Genomic DNA, 18,526 nt, shown 5'->3' with positions numbered 1-18,526 from the left:
CCCAGGACGGCGCCTCAGTGGTGACGGGCGTCCAGCTCGGCGCTGATCGCCGGTACCACCTGGTGCAGGTCACCCACCACCGCGTAGTCCGCCTTGGTCACCATCGGTGCCTCGGGGTCGGTGTTCACCGCGATGATCGTCTTCGCGCTGGAACAGCCGGCCCAGTGTTGGATCGCGCCACTGATACCGCAGGCCAGGTAGACGTCCGGCGTGATCCGGCTGCCGGTCTGGCCGACCTGTTCGTGGTGGGGGCGCCAGCCGAGGCTGGTCACCACGCGCGAGACGCCGAGGGCACCGCCCAGCCGCGCGGCCAGGGCGATGAGCTCGTCGAACTCGTCCGGACCGCCCACGCCGCGTCCGCCGCCGACCACGACCCGGGCCCGGGTCAGGTCGGTGCCCGAGCTGGCCACGGGCACCGTGCGCCGCACCTGGGCCACCAGGTCGGCGTCGGTGAGTGAGGCGGGTGTCGCCGCCACGACCTGAACCGGCACCGGCGAGGCCACGACGGAGTGCTCCACCGCATGTCCGGCCATGGTGAACAGGGCCGGCGAACCGACCAGGTCGAGCTCCTCGAGCACCGCCCCGCCCATCACCTGTCGTCGTGCCACCAACACGGCATCGCCCGTGTCGGTGCCGCCGAGCTGCGCCGAGGTGACCTCGGTGACGTTGGCGGCCATCCGGAGGTCGAGCCGGGCGGCCACATGGGCCAGCACCTCGTTGCCGCGCGGGCTGGCCGGGGCCAACACCACGGACGGCGCGTGGGCGCGGACGGCGTCCACGACGCACGAGGCCCAGGCCGCCGCGCTGTAGGCGGCCAGACGAGGGTCGCTGACCTGATGCAGCACCGCAGCACCGTGGGCGGACAGTTCATCCAGCCCGCTCGCCGGGACATCCCCGACGACCAGGGCATGAACGGCCACGGCATCGGCTCCACTGGCTCCCTTGGCTTCCGCCAGACCCCGGGCGAAGGTGAGCGCCTCGAGCGAGAGGGTCGACATCTCCTCCGGCTCGGACTCGACGAGAACGAGAACAACCCCGCTCACTTGGTCACCACCCCGATCGTGTGCAGCACGTCGACCACGGCGGCGGCTGCGGCCGAGGTGTCCTTGTCGGTGCCCAGAACCTGAACCGTGCTGGGCTGCTCGGGCGGCAGGATCAGGGTGCGTCGACCGGTGCCGTGCGCTGGAGCGGCGACCTCGACCACCTCGACCGGGGCCTTCTTGGCCTTCAGCCGGCCCGGGATCGAGGGGTATCGCGGGGTGATCTCGCCCTCCTTGACCGTGACGACGGCCGGCAGCGGCACCTCGAACTCCTCGGTGCCCTGCGGGCCGTCGCCCACCACGGTCACCGTCGAGCCGGCGACCGCAACCGTGCGGGCACCGGTCACCACGGGGCGACCCAGCAGGTAGGCGACCCTGACGCCTACCTGGAAGTCGCCGGTGTCCGCGGCGTCGTTGCCCACCAGGACCAGGTCGAAACCCTCGCCCGCGGCCTCGCGGCGGCGGACGACGTCCGCGATGGCCTCGGCGACGTCCGCCGGGCCGAAGGCGTCCACCGAGCCGGGCTCACCCTCGTCGGCGGTGCGCAGGTGCACCGCCGAGGTGATGCCCACCGCGAGCGCCTCACGCAACTGCTCCAGCGCGCCGTCCGGGCCGAGGGTGAGCACGGTGGCAGCGCCGCCGGTCTCACTCGCGATCTGGACGGCGGCCTCGATGGCGCACTCCTCGTGCGGGCTGAGGGTGTGCCCGACATGGCGGGCGTCCACCGACATCGCATCGGCGGACAGCAACACCTGCCCACTCGATCCGGCTACTCGCTTGATGCAGACCAATACGTTCGGCATGTCTCTCAGTCTCTCGATCGGGTGGACCTGCGCCCAGGGTCGTTCAGGCCCGGATCCGCGCGTTCTCGGGGTCGAACAGCGGGGTCGACCCGGCCACCGCCACCGTCACCGGGTAGCGCTCGCCCAGGTACTGCACCGCCAGCTTCGTGCCCTCGACCGCCTGCGCCGCCGGCAGGTAGCTCAGCAGCAGGTGCTTGCCCACGCTCGGGCCCGACCCGGCGCTGGTCACGTAGGAGCGGTGACCATGGCCGTCGACCAGCGCCTCGCCGTCCGGGGTGAGGATCGGCTCACCGCCGAGCATGTAGCGCTTCTCACCGGTCGAGCTGGTGTGGTCGTCGACGGTGAGGGTGCACAGGATGCTCGCCGGCTCCTTCTCACGCTGGGCGAGGTAGGCGTCGCGGCCGATGAAGTCGATCTCCTTGACCTTGGGCCGCTGCATCCCGGCCTCGACCACGGTGCGCTCACCGTCGAGCTCGGCGCCGTAGGCGCGGTAGCCCTTCTCGAGCCGGCCGGTGGTGCCGTAGACCCCGATGCCGCAGGGCACCAGGCCGTCGCCGGATCCGGCCTCGCGCAACGCACTCCACAACCGCGCGCCGGTCTCGATCGGCACGTACAGCTCCCAGCCGAGTTCTCCGACGTAGCTGATCCGCGAGGCCAGCACCCGCAGTCCGGCCGCCTCGATCTCGCGGCAGGAGCTGAAGGCGAAGCCGGCGTGCGAGATGTCGTCGTCGGTCAGCTTGCCGAGGATGTCGCGGGACTTCGGACCCCACACACCGATGGTGGTCCAGGCCGAGGTGAGGTCGACCACGACGGCGCCGCCGCCGGCGCGCTCGGCATTATCGGCGAACCACTTACGGTCGGCATTGCCGTGCGCGCCACCGGTCACCACGCGGAAGTGGTTCTCGCTCAGGCGCATCACGGTCAGGTCGGACTTGAAGCCACCCTTGGCGGACAGCACCGGGGTGTAGATCACACGCCCGCTCTTGACGTCCATGTTCTGCACGCAGACCCGCTGGACGACGTCCAGGGCCTTGGGGCCGATGACGTCGAACACGCAGAACGCCGACAGGTCGAACAGGCCCGCGCGCTCGCGCATCGCCAGGTGCTCGGCGTTGATGATCGGCGACCACCAGCGCGAGTCCCACTCCGCGCTGCGGGGCATGACCTGGTCGCCGTACTCGGCGAGCAGGCCCTCGTTGCTGGCGTACCAGAACGGCCGCTCCCAGCCGGCGGTCTCGAAGAAGACCGCGCCCAACTCCTTCTCGCTGGCGTGCATCGGGGCGAGGCGGACGTCGCGGTTGGAGGACCACTGCTCACTCGGGTGCACGATGCCGTAGGTCTTGTTGAACGCCTCGGAGGTGCGCGAGGTGATGTGGTGCCGCGTGGTCTGGTGCGGGTAGAAGCGGGCGATGTCGCTGTGGGCGCCGTCGATCTCGCTGTCGCCCTCGACCATCCACTCGGCGATCATGCGACCGACGCCCGGGCCTTCCTTGATCCAGACCGCGGCCGCCGACCACACGCCCTTGACCTCGGGGGACTCGCCCAGCACGGGGAAGCCATCGGGGGTCAACGAGAGCAAACCGTTGATGGCGTAACGGATCCCGACGTCCGGGTTGCCCAGGATGTCGGGCATGAGCTCGAGTGCCTGCTCGAGCTGCGGGTCGAAGTCGTCGGAGGTGAAGGGCAGCTCGGTGGGTGAGAGCGCCGACTGCTCGATCGAGGGGATCTCCTCGGCGCGCATCAGGATCGGGCGGTGGGCGTAGGAGCCGACCTCCATGTCCGACCCGTGCTGGCGCTCGTAGCAGAAGGTGTCCATGTCGCGGACGATCGGGAACGAGATCTCACCGGGGATCGCGGCCAGCTCGGGCACCGGGCCGACCGAGATCATCTGGTGGACGGCGGGGGTCAGCGGGATGTGCACCCCGGCCATCGTGGCGATCTTCGGGCTCCAGACACCGCAGGCGATGACGATGGTCTCGCACTCGATGTCGCCCTTGTCGGTGCGCACCCGGACGACGCGCCCGCCCTCGACGTCGATGCCGGTGACCTCGACGTTGGCGTGCGTGGTGAGCGCGCCCATCTCGACGGCGCGTTCGCGCATGATCGTGCCGGCGCGCAACGAGTCGACCACGCCGACCGTGGGCGACCAGAACCCGCCGACGATCACGCTCGGGTCGAGGAAGGGCACCTTGGCCTGGACCTGCTCGGGGGTGTGGATCTCGGCCGGGATGTCCCAGCAGATCGCGGAGGTGATGCGACGGTTCAGCTCCTGCATGCGCTCGGCGCTGCGGGCGACCTCGTAGCCACCGGACTGGGTGTAGACGCCCAGCTCCTTGTACTGCGCGACGCTGTCCTTGGTGATGTCGGTGAACTCGCGGGAGTGGTCCACCGGGAAGATGAAGTTGCTGGCGTGACCGGTCGAGCCGCCGGGGTTGGGCAGCGGACCCTTGTCGATCTGCACCAGCTCACGCCAGCCGAGGCGAGCCAGGTGGTAGGCGACGCTGTTGCCCACGATCCCGGAGCCGATGATGACGGTCCGTGCCCGGCTCGGCACTGTGCTCATGTGAGGTGGCCTCTCTGGTCCATACGACGAGTCGTGTTGCGTACTGTGCATCGCGCATGCGTCATGCGGAACGCACGTGCATCAGGATGCTGCGCTGACGGAGCAAAGGTCAAGCATCGTGGGTGCGCAGGTGGACCGAGGTGCGTGGGCTCACCAGGCGACGGTGTCGCTGCGGTTGCCCGCGCCGGCGGCAGGCGTGGTGAACGACCGGTTGCCGCCGCCGGCGAGGTTCTCCCAGGTGATCGTGCCGTCGTCGTTCTTGCGCAGGTACTTGTACTGCACGGTGGTCGAGGCCGGCAGGTTGACCCGGTTCGTCCACACCGGGTAGGTCGCCGGGTCGAGCGGCACGGCCAGATCGGGGTTCCAGTTGCCCAGGGCGGCGTGATTGCCGGTGACGTAGACCTGCTGGCCGGGCACCGTGGTGGCCGTCGCTGCGAACGTGATCCCTGCCTGCCCGGCCGGGGTCGGCACCGTGCAGGTGTGATAGCGCCCGCACACGGCGGGCAGGATGTCGACCACGCTGCCGGCCTTGATCGAGGCGATCAGGCTCAGGTACTCACCCATCGCCCAGTTCAGCGGGGACATCGACCCGGTGGCGGTGCCAGGGGTGCGGCCGGCCGGGGTGGTGGTCACCCAGTCGCCGCTCAGGGTGGCGCTGGTGTTCCAGACCTGTTCGGGAATCGCTCCCGTGGCCGAGGAGAAGTTCTTGACCGCCGTCCGGTACGCAACCCCGGCCGACCCCGTGCCGGTGCGCGCGATCTCGTACATACCGCGCTCGGCGGTGAAGATCGGCCACAACCGGCCCCTGCCGGTGCCGTCGAAGGCGCTGCCGTCGTTCTTCTCGCCGTAGCCGTCGTAGTTGTAGCGGAACCAGGCGTCGCCCTTGCCGGCGATGGTCTGCTTCAACAGGGCGTCGTACTCGGGCAGCGTGGCCGTGATCGAGGGATCGTCGGCGCGCTTGACGCCCATGCGCACCAGCTCGAGGAAGCCCCCGTCGACCACCCGGCGCTGGTCGCGGGCGCCACCGCCGTTCTTGTCCTGGATCGTGGCGGCGGTGTCGGGGCCGAAGGCGGGGTTGTAGCGCTGTGGTCCGATGCCGGCGTTGCTGCGCGGGGCGGGGTTGATCCGCACGTAGTACCGGCCGTCGCCCCACGGGCCGGTGGTGGTGAGCGTCCACTGCTCGATCCGCTGCTGGAAGCGGTCCGCAGCGGCCAGGTAGGCAGCGGCGGCGGCAGTGTTGTTGTTCAGCTTCGCGAACTCGGACGCCGCGACCAGCCCCGCGATCTCGGCCGCGATCGTGGACGGCGAGTAGCCCGACTGTTCCTCCCACCGCTCCTGGTGGGTCCAGGGGCCGGTGGCGAGCAGGTAGTCGGCGGTGGTCTTGATCTGGGGCCAGAGCGCGTTCACCGCGGTCTTCGTCGCGGTCGGGCCGAGGGAGTAGGTGCGCCAGGCCAGGATGATCGGCATGGCCTGCTCGTCGAGCTGGGTGCCCTGCCAGTACTGCCAGCCGCTGACCCACGAGTTCTGCGGGAAGCGCCCGATGCGGGAGTAGCCCTGGGGGCATCCGGGGGCGTCGTACTCGGCCGTGCCACACGCCGAGGTCTGCCGCATCACGGTGAACAGGTAGCTGGTCACCTGCTGCGCCGTGGCCACGTCGCCGGCTGTCAGCAGGGCGTTGGCGAACTTGAACAGGTCGCGGGACCAGACCAGGTGGTAGCCACCGGGATTGCCGTCGCCGTTGCTCGCGCCCCACGGCGTGCCCAGCCCGGCGATCATCGCGCCGTTCGTCTTGTCCTGGATCGACTTCAGGGCCATCGCGGCCAGGTAGTACTGATCGTCGGCCGTGCCGCCCTGGGTGTTCAGCGTGGCGGTGTAACCGGACCAGCCGCTGTCGTAGGTCGACTGCAGCGTGGCGAGGTTGCTCGCCAGCGTCGCGTTGGTGGTCGCGGCCGCGGCCGCGGTGCCGGCCCCGAACCCGAGGACGACGTCGAAGCTCACCGAGGTGCCGGTGGTCGGGAGGTCGACCCAGCCCAGCTGGGCCGTGTTACCGGGGTTGCCGGCGGCCCCGGCACTGTCGTAGGCCCAGGTCATGGTCTTGTCGGAGGCTCCGCCGAGCAGGTCGGTCCAGCCGTCCGAGGTGCCGACGAAGCCGCTCGACACCATCGGTGCGCCGGCCGAGGTCTTCCACGGCCGGCTGATCGCCAGCGCCGAGGCTCGGGTGCCCTGGGACGAGACCAGCAGGGTGCGCCCGCCGGTGGTCAGGGTGCTCGAGGTGTCGCCGGCTCCGGAGTTGTCCATCGCCGGGTTGTGCAACAGATAGAGCTCGAGGTCGCCCAGGGTTGCCCCGCCGGTGGCGTTCAGGGTCACCCGGGCGATCAGGGCGTCGCGACCGGGGTCGGTGAAGATGTTCTTGGTGATGCTCCAGCGGTGGCCGGGGTTGGCGGTGGTGGTCTGCCAGCGCATCGAGCGCCGGTTCGGTTGGGTGACCGTGTAGTTCTGCAGCTTCTCCTCGTCGACGAACGTCTTGGCGGTGTCACCCACCAGGAACTGCAGGTCGACGGTCTCGACCGTGTCGGCGACCGGGTTGAAGACCTCCGAGATGATGCCGCGGTAGCCGGTGAAGTAGACCTTGCTGGTCGTGCTGCGTGAGGTGCCGAGGAAGGACTTCTCGCCCGGCCCCCAGGTCGAGGCGAGCCCGGGGGAGCCGGGGGCGGTCCCGGCGGCGCTGGCCGGCGTCCGGGTGCCGTTGAAGGCCGGCACCAGCGCGGCCAGGGCGATGCCGAGCGCTGCGGCCACCAGGATCCGGCCGCGGGAGCGGCGTGGTGCCTGGCGCATCGGGCGTGGCGACATTGGCGGCGATACCTGCATGGTGGGTCCCCCTCGCCCGGCGTTCAGCCGTCCGGCCTCAGCAGGCTACCCAGCGTGGCGAGTGGTGACCAGAGATGATGGCCCTTCAGAGTGCCGGGCGCCTCTGGCAGCAGCACCTGGTGCCGACGTGCGGCGGCGGTGGACTCCAGGGCACACTGCCCGTGGGGGTTGGGCGCTGGCCCCTGTGCCGCCTTCCTCACGGGTCCCCGAGCATCCCTGAGGTGGTCGCTGGCCACGGCAGCCGCCAGCGCCACCGCGATCCACGATGGCCCGATCAGCCGGCTGTACTCGCTCACGAGGGGGTGAGCGGTCACCACGGCGATGGGTGCGAGCGAGACGCCCGCCCAGAGCAGGCCGCGGGCGCCGAGCCGCCAGAGGGCATATCCACAGGCCGGTAGCACCATGATCAGTGGCCACGGAAGGCCCAACCGTGACGGTGCCGTGTCGGTCCACAGGCTCGCGGCAGACTGCACCAGCACGGCCATCGGATCGGCGACGTCCGGCCGCTTGAAATGTGACGTCGCCATGTCTTGCACGGTCTCGCCGAGCGAGGGCAGGCCCGCCTGCTGGCTGATCAGCAGCCACCCGCCGATACACACCAGCCCGCTGCCGGCCACGACCCAGCCAGGTGCCCGCCGTCCCCAGCGCCGGGGCCGCAGCCCCAGCACCAGACCGGCGGCCGTCAGCGCCAGCGCCGTGGCGACGCCGCAGGCCGGCTTGGCGGCGCATGCGGCCGTGAGGCTCCCGACCAACAGCCAGACGCCGCGTGCCCACCGATCGCGCAGCACCAGCAGCCCGCCGATCAGGGCGCCGCCCGCCGCGAGCATGGCTGGCCCCTCGGCCAGCATCCGACTGTTCCAGTAGGCCACCGGCAGCACGGCCAGCAGGCAGCCACCGATGGCGGCGGCAGGGGCAGAGAGCCCCGAGAGGCGGCACCCCAGATACGTCAGCAACGACAGTGCCACGAACACCATCGCCGACGTGGCCGCCATGCCCCACCACGGTCCGAGCAGGGCGACGGCCGGCAGGCTGAGCACGGGGTAGCCAGGACGGCTCTCGAAGATGGCTCGGTAGCGCGGATGGGAGATCGCCGCATACGTCCCGGGGCATGAGGAGAGCGCAGGGTCGGCTCGGTGGGCACGGTTGATGTCTCGACACACCGAGATGCCGGCTCGGCGTCCGGCCAGTGACGGTTCGACGCCGCGGAAGATCTGAATCGAGCGGAGATACCAATAGGTGTCGCCTTGAGCCCTGCGTGTCGGTCCCTGCCAATGGACAGCGAACGTCAGCGCTGCGAACACCATGACGAGAATCGGCGCGACGACGCCGGCGGGCAACGATGTATTCCACCGCCGGATGCGCGACAGGTATCGGGGACCGTGCTCTGAGATACGGGTGTTCTCGCGGATGACGACTGCTGAGCCTTCGATCACGTATTGTTGATAGCACGATACTAATTGTTAAATCGACTTCCGAGTGGATCTCCACTGTTCAGCCAGGTGATCTTCGAACCGATCGGTTGGCCTTCCTCGAGGTGGTGGACCTGTCGACTGTCAGCAGGCCGCCGATCAGGGCAGTTGCTCACGGCGAGCAGCGGTCTCTCGGTCAGAATTCGACTGTTCCAGCAGGCCACCGGCGCGTGACGAGAAGGCCCGACAACGCGGATGGGTGATCGGCGAGTAAGCCGAGTCACACGATGTGCTCAGGGTGCCCAGCTCGTGAGCGCACTGGAGTTCCCGACACGTCATTGCTGCTGCGCGCCGTTCTGCCATCGGCGTGTCGACGCCGAGCTGGATTTGGGTCGAGCGCAGATACCGATAGGTGTCAGCGAAGGCCGGGGCCGCGAAGAGCAACACCCATAGCGGGGGCAATGGCACAGGCTGTGAGGTGTCGGACGGCGCGCTGATCCACGTGGTGATGGCTGATCTCTCGAGGCGGTACGGCGGTGACTTCCCCGTGGACTATCACGCTGAGTGTGTGGCACGTCACTTATGGCATTCCTTTCATTCCCGAATGGACTTCGCTGACGCAGCGCGGAAGGCCATGGCCGTGGAACTGGGGTGGGGCTGCTCTACCCTCGGTCCGAACCGGCACGATGCAGTTCCGCACAGTCCGTGGCCAGCGACGGGGGCGCCCGCCGATGATGGCTTCGGCAGGAGAGTAGGTGGCAGCCATGACGATGACGGATCAGGCGGAGAGCAGGCCGAGTGTGTTCATCCGTCCCGACGGCAAGGAGAAGGTCACCGGGACCGGTCGGTACACGGCCGACATGAACCTGACCGGCCAGGCGCACGGCGCCTTCCGGTTCGCCGACCATCCACACGCCAGCATCGTCAGCGTCGACACCACGGCCGCGCGGGCGATCCCGGGGGTGTTCGCGGTGATCACCCACGCCGATGTGCCGGAGATCCGTTACGGCGGCATGGTGAGTGACCGGTACCTGTTCGCCTCCGATGTCGTGCGGTGGGAGGGCGACGTGATCGCGGCCGTGGCGGCGCGCACCGCCGCTCTGGCCCGGCAGGCCGCGGCCGCGATCGAGGTCACCTACGACGTGCTCGACCCGCTGCCGGACTACGTGGCCAATGCCGATCCCGCCGCGCCGCTGGTGCACCCGGAGTGGCAGTCCTACGGCGGTAGCCGCTCGATGGGGCGTAACGGCAACATCCTGGGCCGCTCCACGATCGTCAAGGGCGATGCGGACGCCGCGATGGCCGGTGCCGACGTCGTCGTGCGGGGGAGTTACCTGGCCGATGCCTCGCAGGGGGCGCCGATCGAGCCGCGCGCCGTCCTGGCGCAGTGGACCGGCGACAAGGTGACCGTCTGGACCTCGACCCAGGTGCCGTTCGCGGCGCGCGAGGGTGTGGCGCACACCCTGGGTTTGCCGCAGTCGAACGTGCGGGTGATCGTGCCGCTGCTCGGTGGTGGCTTCGGGTCCAAGTGCGACTTCCACTTCGAGGCGCACGTCGCGGCGCTCGCCCGGGCGGCGCGACGTCCGATCAAGCTCGTGTTCAGCCGGCGTGAGGAGTTCCTCGCGCCCGACCACCGTCGCGAGGGCATGCTCGTCGAGCTCGAGACGGGCGTGACCCGCGACGGCCGGATCGTGGCCCGGCGCGGTCGGGTCGTCATGGACGCCGGCGCGTACTGCGGTGAGGGCGGGTTCTTCGCTCAGATGGCGGCGATGCACGTCTGCGGGCCGTACGTGCTCGAGAACGTGAACATCGAGTCGCTGCTGGTCTACTCGACCAATCAGCCGTCGGCCTCGGTGCGCGCACCCACGGCGCCCCAGGCGTGTTGGGCGCTCGAGCAGCACATGGACGAGGTGGCGACGGCCCTCGAACTCGACCCGGCCGAACTGCGCCGGCGCACCCTGATCGAGGAGGGCGCGATCGGCCCGGCGGGGCAGGTGTTCGACGAGATCGGGGTCAAGCAGACCCTGGAGGCGGCGCTCGAGATGATCGGGTACGACGCCTACCTGCGCGGTGAGCTGCCGGACGACGAGGCGATCGGCTTCGCGTGCGGCTGGTGGCCCTCGATGGCCTCGCCGTCCGGGGCGTACGTCAAGCTCAACGGTGACGGCACCGGGGTGATCATCACCGGGGCACAGGAGAACGGCACCGGGTCGGTGATGGGCCTGCCCTTGTTGGCTGCTGCCGAGTTGGGCATGCGCCCGGAGGACTTCTCGATCCTCTATCAGGACACCGACTCCGGTCCGTGGGACATGGGGTCCTCGGGATCACAGACCACGTTCAACAACGGCCGCGCGGTGATCGAGGCGGCTCGTGAGGTGCGCACGCAGTTGCTGGAGCTGGCCTCGCAGCAGCTCGAGATCGATGCCGCCGAGCTGGAGCTGGTCGACGGGCTGGTCAGAGCCACCGGCTCGCCCGACGTCGCGGTGAGCATCGCCGACCTGGCCGGTACCGGGACCCCGTTGCTGGGTAAGGGGTCCGGTGAGGTGCCGGAGAATCCGCCGGCCGATGCGTCGTCCTGTGTCGGGCGGCTGGGCTTCGAGTCGTTCCTGGCGCCGCAGCTGATCACCCACGCCGCGCGGGTCAAGGTCGACCGCGAGACCGGCGTGGTGCGCGTGATGGAGTTCGCTGCGGCGCACGACTCCGGGGTGATCCTCAACCGGATCGGCGCCGACGGCCAGGTCTACGGCGGGGTGATGATGGGCATCGGGCAGGCGCTGAGCGAGGCGACCTGGTTCGACGAGTCCGGTCGGCAGCGCAACCCGGGGTTGCTGGACTACAAGTTGCAGACCGCCAGCGACGCTCCACCGATCCACATCCGGTGGATCGAGATCGACACCCCGAACGCCGGGCCGAAGGGCTCGAAGGGGATCGGTGAGCCGCCGAGTGTGCCGACGTCGGGGGCGGTCGGCAACGCGATTGCCAAGGTGATCGGACGGCACGTCGACCAGTTGCCGATGACCGCCGAGCGGGTCTGGGCCGCAGTGAACCAGGCCGCACTGAACCAGGCCGCACTGAACCAGGAGGGCCAGCAGTGAGCACCTACGTCGAGGCGCGGGACGTCGCGACCGCCGTGGCCGCGATGGCCGCCGGCGCCCGCCCGATCGCGGGCGGAACCGACCTGGTGGTGGGCGCCCGACACGGCAAGTCGCCGCTGCCGGAGGCGCTGGTCGGCATTCACCGTATCGCCGAACTGTCGACGATCGAGCATGCCGCCGATGGCAGCGTGCGTATCGGTGCTCTGGTCACCCACGCCCAGCTGCTGGCCGATCCCGTTGTGGCACAACGGCTACCGGGGCTGCAGGATGCGAGCGCGATCGTCGGCTCCCACGCCACCCGGGCCAACGGCACCCTCGGGGGCAATGTCATGAACGCCTCCCCGGCCATGGACACCGGAGCGCCGCTGCTCTGTCACGGCGCCCGCGCCGTCCTGGTCGGACCGCAGGGCACCCGCAGCCTCGGGCTCGACGAGCTCTGGACGGCGCCCGGCCGCATCTCGGCCTCCCCGGACGAGCTGCTCGTGGCCATCGAGATCCCCGCTGCTGCCGCCGGTGGCACCGAGGCCAGCGCCTATGTCCGGCTGCAGTACCGGCGCCAGATGGAGATCGCCGTCGTCGGTGCCGGTGCCTGGGTGCAGCTGTCACCGGACGGCGCCACCGTGCAGCAGGCGCGGGTGGCGATCACGGCGCTGTCCCCGGTGATCTGCCGGGTGACCGCGGCGGAGCAGGCCCTGGCCGGTGCGGGCGGTGGTGACCTGGACGCCGCGGTGCGCGCCGCGGGAGAGGCGGCCGCGGCGGCGTCCCGGCCGATCTCGGACGTGCGGGCCTCGGCGGAGTACCGCCGGGCGATGGCGGCGGTGGTGACCCGGCGGGCCGTGCAGGCCGCGATCCGGCGCGCCACGGGTGAGCAGGTGGCGGTTCCCGCGAGTGACTGGAGCGTTGTGCGATGAGTGTGCCGATCACCCTGGTGGTCAACGGGATCAGCTACCCGGTGGACATCGACCCGCATGCCAGCCTGCTGCACACGGTGCGCGAGCAGGTCGGCCTGACCGGGGCCAAGGAGGGCTGCGACGACTCCGAGTGCGGCGCCTGCATGATGCTGGTCGACGGCCGGCCCACGAACTCGTGCTCGTACCTGGCGGTCCAGGCCGACGGCGCGCAGGTGACCACGGTCGAGGGGCTGTCGGATCTCACCGGGACCGGCGAGGGCACCGGAAGCAGCACGGGTGACGGCGGCGAGCAGCTCTCGGCGCTGCAGCAGGCGTTCCTCACCCGCGGCGGGGTGCAGTGTGGCTTCTGCACCCCCGGCATGTTGGTGTCGGCGACGGCGCTGCTGGCCCGTTCCCCCCACCCGAGCGAGGACGAGATTCGCGTCGCGTTGTCCGGGAACCTCTGTCGCTGCACCGGATACGACGGCATCGTCAAGGCCGTGGCGTCGGTGGCCGCCGGCGAGGAGTAGGTCGCTCGCTCGGCCGGCGGCATTCACGTCGGCTCCGGCGGGTCGGGGCCTGCGTCATGGCAGGCGTCAGGGCATGGGCCGACACCAGTGTCCGGCTCGAGGTCGAGGCTGAGTTGGTTGCCGAGGTGTCGGGCGAGCCGGTGGGCTGTCCGTTCGTCGTCGTGGATGGTGTTGCGGACGGGTCGTTGCAGTGGGTCGATCCAGGGTGGGGGGATGACCCAGGGCACGCCGTTGATCATGGTGATGGTCCAGATGCCGGCGTGGATGCCGGTGTGGTCGCGGTCGCAGGCCAGGACCATCTTGTCGACGTCGGTGAGGCCGCCGTCGGCCCAGGGCACGACATGGTGGACGTCGCACCAGTCCGGTGGCGCGGTGCAGCCGGGGATGATGCAGCCCCGGTCTCGGGCGAACACGGCGCGGCGTTGGGTGGGGGTAGCGAGGCGTTGGGCTCGGCCCTGAGCGAGCACGGCGCCGTTGCCGTCCAGGAGGCTGGGGGAGATCAGGCTCTGGCAGAGCATCTGGGCCAGGACGTGGCGGGGTAGGGGTCCGCCGCCGGGTCCCAGGTCGCTGCCCAGCCCAGCGCCGGGGGTGGGTGCGGACCGTAGGCAGGCGGTGAGTTGGTCGAGGGTGGCGATCAGGGAGATGTGCACGCCGGTGGCCGGTGGTGGGGTGGGTCCGCGGCGGGTGGGTGGAACGGTCTTACTCGTGATCCGGCCAGCGGTCGCTGAGCCGTTGCGGTCGTCTTCGCCGTCGGCCGGTGGACCTTCCTCGGGGTTGGGGTCTGCGTCGGGGTCGGTGCCGCGGTGCAGGGCCAGCCGAGCCAGGTGGGTCAAGGCATCGGCGCGGCGTTGTGCCGCGGTGCGGGGGTCACGCAGCGGCAGCTCACCCTGCACCTGCTTGTCACCACCAGCTTCAGCGGCAGCCTCGGCGTCGGTGGTCGTGGTGGGTGTGGTGGGTTTGCTCAACGCGTGGATCACGTTCCGGACGATCAACCCGTCCGCCGGGGACAACGCGAACCGGCCGACCAACATCCCGTTGCTGTCGGTGCCCAGGTGCAGGTACCGCTTCTCGTGAGCCTTCGGGTCGAAGCCTCTGTCCGGGTTGAGGGCCTCTTCCAACTGGGTGCACAGGCGCCGGAACACGTGCGGGGCGTGCTGGCGGGCCATCTCGGCCAGGAACTCATCGACGCGTTGGATCCCGGAGATCCCGTCCGGATCCAGGTGGGCCAACACGTCCCGATCGATGCGGCCCAGGCACCCGACCGCATGGTCGACGTGACGTCGCGAGATGTCGCCGGCAGCCAACGCCGCCCCCACCTCCGGCAACCCCAGCCCAGCCGCGCCCAGACCCGCACCGTCGCTGTCGCCGGCGACACCGACCCCGGCGCCGTCCGGGTCGAGGGCACGGGCTGCGGCGACGTCCCGGGCCGCGGTGCCGGGATCGACCCGCAGGGCGTGCACCAGGAACGTGGCGGCGACCTTGCCGGGCGCGCAGGTGGGCATCGCCTCCGGCCGATCATCCAACGCCCGCACCAAGTGCAAGGTGGCGGCCTCGACCTGGTTGGCGACCCGGTGGACCGCGATGAGCGCGTCGCGCAGCTCGTCGTCCGACAAGGTCAGGGTCGGCGTCGTCTGTAGTGAGCGGATCTGAGCCGAGACCGCATCCAACACGGCGGTGACCGGTGACGCGTTCATCGCGGCCGCGTCGGCGTCGCCGTGCGGGATACCGGGCAGCCCACCATTCCCGACGGCGGGCTCGCCGTCCGGGGTGGGTGTCTGCTCCGGTTCCATGAATCAGACAGTACGGGCGACCACCGACAACCAAGCCCCCTGAGATGGCCGTGAAAGCCATTGCACTGCAACGAATTTTGTGAACCACGTCACGATGGGCAATTCCGCACGGACGGGAATATGACCACTCTCGAGACCTCGCAACGACAACGACTTTCCGAGGCCTCGGCGCGCTCCGAAGCGGTGCCCCGACGTGAACACGCCTCGCGTGCCGGTCGGCGGTAGCGTGACGCAGCGACCGCTCGAGGCCGCGGCACCATCTCGCCCACCACACGTTGGGACCGACCTCATGACCCGCCAGGTGATCGCCAACATCATGCTGTCGCTGGATGGCCGCACCACCGGGCCGGGCGGTCCGTTCGACATGGGTTGGATCGTGCCCCACGCCATCACGGATCAGGCTCGGGACGGCCTGGTGGCGATGACCTCGGGGACGACGGCGCTGCTGGGCCGCGTCAACTACCAAGGCTTCGGTGGCTACTGGCCGCCCGTCGCTGCCGACGAGTCCGCCGAGCCGCGCGACCGACGGTTCGCCGCCTGGCTCACGGAGGTCGAGAAGGTCGTCTTCTCCACCACCCTCGCGCCCGACCTCGACTGGCGGAACTCACGGCTGGCAACGGCCTCCCCGGCCGACACCGTCCGGACACTACGAGCTCAGGGCGACGGCGACATCTGGGTGTTGAGCAGCCAGTCCATCATCCGGCAGCTGCTCGAGGCCGACGAGGTGGACCGGCTGCGCATCACGCTCGCCCCGGAGTTGGTGGGTGGCGGCGAGCGACTGTTCCCCGAGGGGCTGACGCCGTCCAGGTGGGCGCTCGCAGCCAGCCTCCCCACGGACTCCGGCGCCATCATGCTGACCTTCGACCGCCGACAGTGACCACCGGCCAACGCTGAACAGCCACCTCCGCTGGGACGGTCGTCTCACGATGCGGACGGCTGGATGATCTGCCGCGGACCTCGGGTTGAGTCACGGCATGAGTCCGGACCTGATGCGAGTCGTCATCCTGGTGAGCTCTCTGGCGATCGCCGTGGTGGTCGGCGCGGCCGTCATGGCTCGGTCGGGCCGTGCCCGTGAGGTGCGCAGCGACGACGTCCTCACCACGGAGGAGCTGAGCGCCGCTCTCGGCAGCCGGGCCACGTTCGTACAGTTCTCGACCACCGTGTGCTCCCCGTGTCGTGCCACCCGGGCGGTCCTGAGCGAGCTGATCTCGCACCTGTCCGAGGTGACCCATGTCGAACTCGACGCCGAGCAGCACCTCGACCTGGTTCGTCGCCTGCATGTCCGCCGCACGCCCACGGTGCTGATCCTGAACGGGAAGGGCCGCATCGTGCGGCGCATGTCCGGGGCCGTGACCGCCGTCCAGGCGCGCGAGGCCATCGCCGATCTGGTCCCCGAGGCCGTGGCGGCCTGACTCACAGCTCACGCTCGGCCAGGCCACGGAAGTCGTCCGGGACGCCACGTCGCCGGCCCAGGGCGGCCGGTAGGTAGTCGACCGAGGCGGTGCCGAACTTGGCCCGCACCGCGTCGATCGTGGAATCCACCGCCCACCGTGCCGCACCGGCCTGCGACCCGGGACTGCGGGGATCGGGCGGCGGCAACGGCAGTTCGAGTTGGATCATGCGCTGCACGGCCAGGTTCGACACCGAGATGGCGAGCAGACTGATCTCGCACGGGCCGCCGTCCGCGGGTTGTTCCTGATCGCGGATCGCCTGCCAGGCGAGCTCCTCGGCCACCTCGGTGAGGGTCAGCGTCGCCGAGATCGGCCCGCCCAGGGTGGTCGAGCGAGTGACGGCGTGCATGTCGGGAAAGCGCACCCGAACCGTGATGGTGCGCCCGGCGCGCTCCTTGGCGCGCAACCGGGTCGCGACCCGATCGGCCAGGTGGCCGAGCACCGAGCGCACCAGCTCGGGCGTGGCCCGGCGCCGCCCCATCGCCGACTGTGCCCCGACGGAGCGGGCGCGGGCCGGCCCGACCACCCGCCGCGGATCCTCGTCGTGCGCCAGCGCCGACAGTTTCGATCCGACAGCCATGCCGAGCAGGCGCTGCACCGAGTCGGGGGAGCTGCGGGCCAGGTCACCGATGGTGTGAATGCCCTCGGTGGCCAGCCGTTGCCGCGTCACCGGCCCCACCCCCCACATCAACGCGACCGGCAGCGGATCGAGAAAGGCCTCCTCGCTGCCGGGTTCGACGATCACCAGGCCATCGGGCTTGGCCACCTGTGAGGCGATCTTGGCCAGGTGCTTGGTGCGGGCACCGCCGACCGAGATGGGCAGCCCGACCTCGTCGCGCACTCGGTCGCGCAGCACCGTGGCGATCGTGGCGGGCGACCCGAACAGGTGCGTCGCGCCGGACACGTCCAGAAACGCCTCGTCGATCGAGATCCGCTCCACGAACGGGGTCAGGTCGTGCATCACCCCGATCACGGTGTCCGCGAGTTGTTGATAGCGATCGAAGTGCCCGCGGACGAAGGTGATGGTCGGGCAGAGCCGTCGTGCCCGCCAGCCGGGCATGCCCCCGCTGACCCCGAACGCCTTGGCCTCATAGGAGGCCGCGAGGACCACGCCGCCACGATCACTGCCACCCACGGCGATCGGTCGCCCGCGCAGGGCGGGGTCGAGCAACTGCTCCACCGAGGCGTAGAAGGCATCGAGGTCGGCGTGCAGGATGCTGGGCTCGCCGGACATGGAATCAGGCTACTCGAACAGATGTTCGAAACCAAGGGCGGCCGGCGGATTCGCCGGGGCCGGTATAGGCGAGGATGGTCCGATGGCACTGATTCGCTGCACCCTCTTCTCCGAGGCGCTCGAACTGGGCACGTCGATCACCGTGGTGCTGCCGCAATCGACGCAGGCGCGCATCGGCACCCACGAGGTCGATCGCGGCGGCCCGCCGCCGGTGCTGTACCTGCTGCACGGCTTGAGCGACGACGACACGATGTGGACCCGGCAGACCTCGATCGAACGTTATGCCGACGAACGCGGACTGGCGGTGGTGATGCCCCAGGTGCACCGCAGCTTCTACACCGATCAGGCCAACGGGCTGCGGTTCTGGACCTTCCTGGCCGAGGAACTGCCCGAGATCGTGTCCCGGTTCTTCGTGGTCTCCCAGCGCCGGGAGGACACCTTCGTCGCCGGGTTGTCCATGGGTGGCTACGGCGCGCTGCGGTGGGCCTTGCGGCAGCCGGAGCGGTTCGCGGCGGCGGCGTCGCTGTCCGGCGCGCTCGACGTCCCGGCGCTGCGTGATGCGGGGACCCACGACGAGTTGTTCCGCCTGGTGCACGGCGGCCGCTCGATCGCCGGAACGGACGCCGATCTCTTCCACCTGCTGGACGCCGCCGAGGTGGCGGCGCTGCCGCGCCTCTACGTGTGCTGTGGCACCGAGGACGAGCTGATCGACGACTCACGCCGCTTCGCCTCGCGGGCCGAGGAACGCGGAGCGCAGGTGACGAGCGACTTCGGCCCCGGCGAGCATGTCTGGTCGTACTGGGACGCCACGATCCAGGACGTCCTGGCCTGGCTGCCGCTGAGTTCGTGACCC

General features: G+C 70.2%; 13 protein-coding genes. 6 read left to right on the top strand and 7 right to left on the bottom strand.

Features of this window, described 5'->3' with window-relative positions; all coding sequences use genetic code 11:
* Positions 1-14 precede the first annotated feature (14 nt).
* The 5 genes from IPK24_17475 to IPK24_17455 all read right to left on the bottom strand — a co-directional run bounded on the left by IPK24_17475 (position 15) and on the right by IPK24_17455 (position 8,611).
* Positions 15-998 carry an electron transfer flavoprotein subunit alpha/FixB family protein gene (locus tag IPK24_17475; GenBank protein ID MBK8077306.1) on the bottom strand — a complete coding sequence of 328 codons (984 nt, stop codon included), beginning with the start codon at positions 996-998 and terminating at the stop codon, positions 15-17.
* Between the two features lie 41 nt (positions 999-1,039).
* The gene (locus IPK24_17470) at positions 1,040-1,843 is read right to left on the bottom strand and encodes an electron transfer flavoprotein subunit beta/FixA family protein (protein ID MBK8077305.1); all 804 of its coding nucleotides are present in this window, start codon (positions 1,841-1,843) and stop codon (positions 1,040-1,042) included.
* 43 nt (positions 1,844-1,886) lie between these two features.
* The gene (locus tag IPK24_17465) at positions 1,887-4,406 is read right to left on the bottom strand and encodes an FAD-dependent oxidoreductase (GenBank protein MBK8077304.1); all 2,520 of its coding nucleotides are present in this window, start codon (positions 4,404-4,406) and stop codon (positions 1,887-1,889) included.
* A 150-nt stretch (positions 4,407-4,556) separates the two neighbouring features.
* On the bottom strand, positions 4,557-7,241 hold the full coding sequence (locus IPK24_17460; GenBank protein MBK8077303.1) for an amylase: 2,685 nt from the start codon (positions 7,239-7,241) through the stop codon (positions 4,557-4,559).
* Positions 7,242-7,297: 56 nt separating this feature from the next.
* A complete protein-coding gene (locus IPK24_17455; GenBank protein MBK8077302.1) occupies positions 7,298-8,611 on the bottom strand; it encodes a hypothetical protein in 1,314 nt (437 codons plus the stop codon).
* Between the two features lie 836 nt (positions 8,612-9,447).
* Between IPK24_17455 and IPK24_17450 the strand changes: the two genes are divergently transcribed.
* From IPK24_17450 to IPK24_17440, 3 genes are read left to right on the top strand one after another with little or no spacing between them, the layout of a single operon-like run.
* Complete coding sequence (locus IPK24_17450) at positions 9,448-11,778, top strand: xanthine dehydrogenase family protein molybdopterin-binding subunit (protein MBK8077301.1); 2,331 nt, start codon at positions 9,448-9,450, stop codon at positions 11,776-11,778.
* Positions 11,775-12,689, top strand: a complete 915-nt coding sequence (locus IPK24_17445; GenBank protein ID MBK8077300.1) for an FAD binding domain-containing protein — start codon at positions 11,775-11,777, stop codon at positions 12,687-12,689. Before IPK24_17450 ends, IPK24_17445 begins: the two co-directional genes overlap by 4 nt.
* Positions 12,686-13,198, top strand: coding sequence for a (2Fe-2S)-binding protein (locus tag IPK24_17440; protein MBK8077299.1), 513 nt, complete (start codon positions 12,686-12,688; stop codon positions 13,196-13,198). The genes IPK24_17445 and IPK24_17440 overlap by 4 nt, the downstream gene beginning before the upstream one ends.
* A 23-nt stretch (positions 13,199-13,221) precedes the next feature.
* Here IPK24_17440 and IPK24_17435 read toward each other — a convergent pair whose 3' ends face one another.
* Positions 13,222-14,988, bottom strand: a complete 1,767-nt coding sequence (locus IPK24_17435; GenBank protein ID MBK8077298.1) for a DUF222 domain-containing protein — start codon at positions 14,986-14,988, stop codon at positions 13,222-13,224.
* 289 nt (positions 14,989-15,277) lie between these two features.
* On the opposite strand from IPK24_17435, the gene IPK24_17430 reads away from it, so the two are divergent.
* Together IPK24_17430 and IPK24_17425 are read left to right on the top strand one after the other, a co-directional pair.
* Positions 15,278-15,865, top strand: a complete 588-nt coding sequence (locus IPK24_17430; protein MBK8077297.1) for a dihydrofolate reductase — start codon at positions 15,278-15,280, stop codon at positions 15,863-15,865.
* 97 nt (positions 15,866-15,962) lie between these two features.
* The gene (locus tag IPK24_17425; protein ID MBK8077296.1) at positions 15,963-16,400 is read left to right on the top strand and encodes a thioredoxin family protein; all 438 of its coding nucleotides are present in this window, start codon (positions 15,963-15,965) and stop codon (positions 16,398-16,400) included.
* Position 16,401: 1 nt separating this feature from the next.
* Here the strand turns inward: IPK24_17425 and dinB are convergent, their stop codons facing one another.
* On the bottom strand, positions 16,402-17,673 hold the full coding sequence (gene dinB / locus IPK24_17420) for a DNA polymerase IV (GenBank protein MBK8077295.1): 1,272 nt from the start codon (positions 17,671-17,673) through the stop codon (positions 16,402-16,404).
* A gap of 82 nt (positions 17,674-17,755) precedes the next feature.
* Here dinB and IPK24_17415 point away from each other — a divergent pair, with 82 nt between their 5' ends.
* Entirely contained in the window at positions 17,756-18,523 is a 768-nt protein-coding gene (locus IPK24_17415; protein MBK8077294.1) for an esterase family protein, read from the top strand.
* The last annotated feature ends 3 nt before the right edge of the window (positions 18,524-18,526 follow it).

The sequence above is a fragment of the Kineosporiaceae bacterium genome, from assembly GCA_016713225.1.
Lineage (GTDB): Bacteria > Actinomycetota > Actinomycetes > Actinomycetales > Kineosporiaceae > JADJPO01.
This window is presented reverse-complemented; position numbering and strand designations above follow the sequence as displayed.

Excerpts from the sequence above, each read along its gene's own strand:
- IPK24_17435 (MBK8077298.1), bottom strand. The coding sequence starts at position 14,988 with ATGGAACCGGAGCAGACACCCACCCCGGACGGCGAGCCCGCCGTCGGG.
- IPK24_17465 (MBK8077304.1), bottom strand. The coding sequence starts at position 4,406 with ATGAGCACAGTGCCGAGCCGGGCACGGACCGTCATCATCGGCTCCGGG.
- IPK24_17415 (MBK8077294.1), top strand. The coding sequence starts at position 17,756 with ATGGCACTGATTCGCTGCACCCTCTTCTCCGAGGCGCTCGAACTGGGC.
- IPK24_17430 (MBK8077297.1), top strand. The coding sequence starts at position 15,278 with ATGACCCGCCAGGTGATCGCCAACATCATGCTGTCGCTGGATGGCCGC.
- IPK24_17470 (MBK8077305.1), bottom strand. The coding sequence starts at position 1,843 with ATGCCGAACGTATTGGTCTGCATCAAGCGAGTAGCCGGATCGAGTGGG.
- dinB (MBK8077295.1), bottom strand. The coding sequence starts at position 17,673 with ATGTCCGGCGAGCCCAGCATCCTGCACGCCGACCTCGATGCCTTCTAC.
- IPK24_17425 (MBK8077296.1), top strand. The coding sequence starts at position 15,963 with ATGAGTCCGGACCTGATGCGAGTCGTCATCCTGGTGAGCTCTCTGGCG.
- IPK24_17450 (MBK8077301.1), top strand. The coding sequence starts at position 9,448 with ATGACGATGACGGATCAGGCGGAGAGCAGGCCGAGTGTGTTCATCCGT.
- IPK24_17475 (MBK8077306.1), bottom strand. The coding sequence starts at position 998 with ATGTCGACCCTCTCGCTCGAGGCGCTCACCTTCGCCCGGGGTCTGGCG.
- IPK24_17440 (MBK8077299.1), top strand. The coding sequence starts at position 12,686 with ATGAGTGTGCCGATCACCCTGGTGGTCAACGGGATCAGCTACCCGGTG.
- IPK24_17460 (MBK8077303.1), bottom strand. The coding sequence starts at position 7,241 with ATGCGCCAGGCACCACGCCGCTCCCGCGGCCGGATCCTGGTGGCCGCA.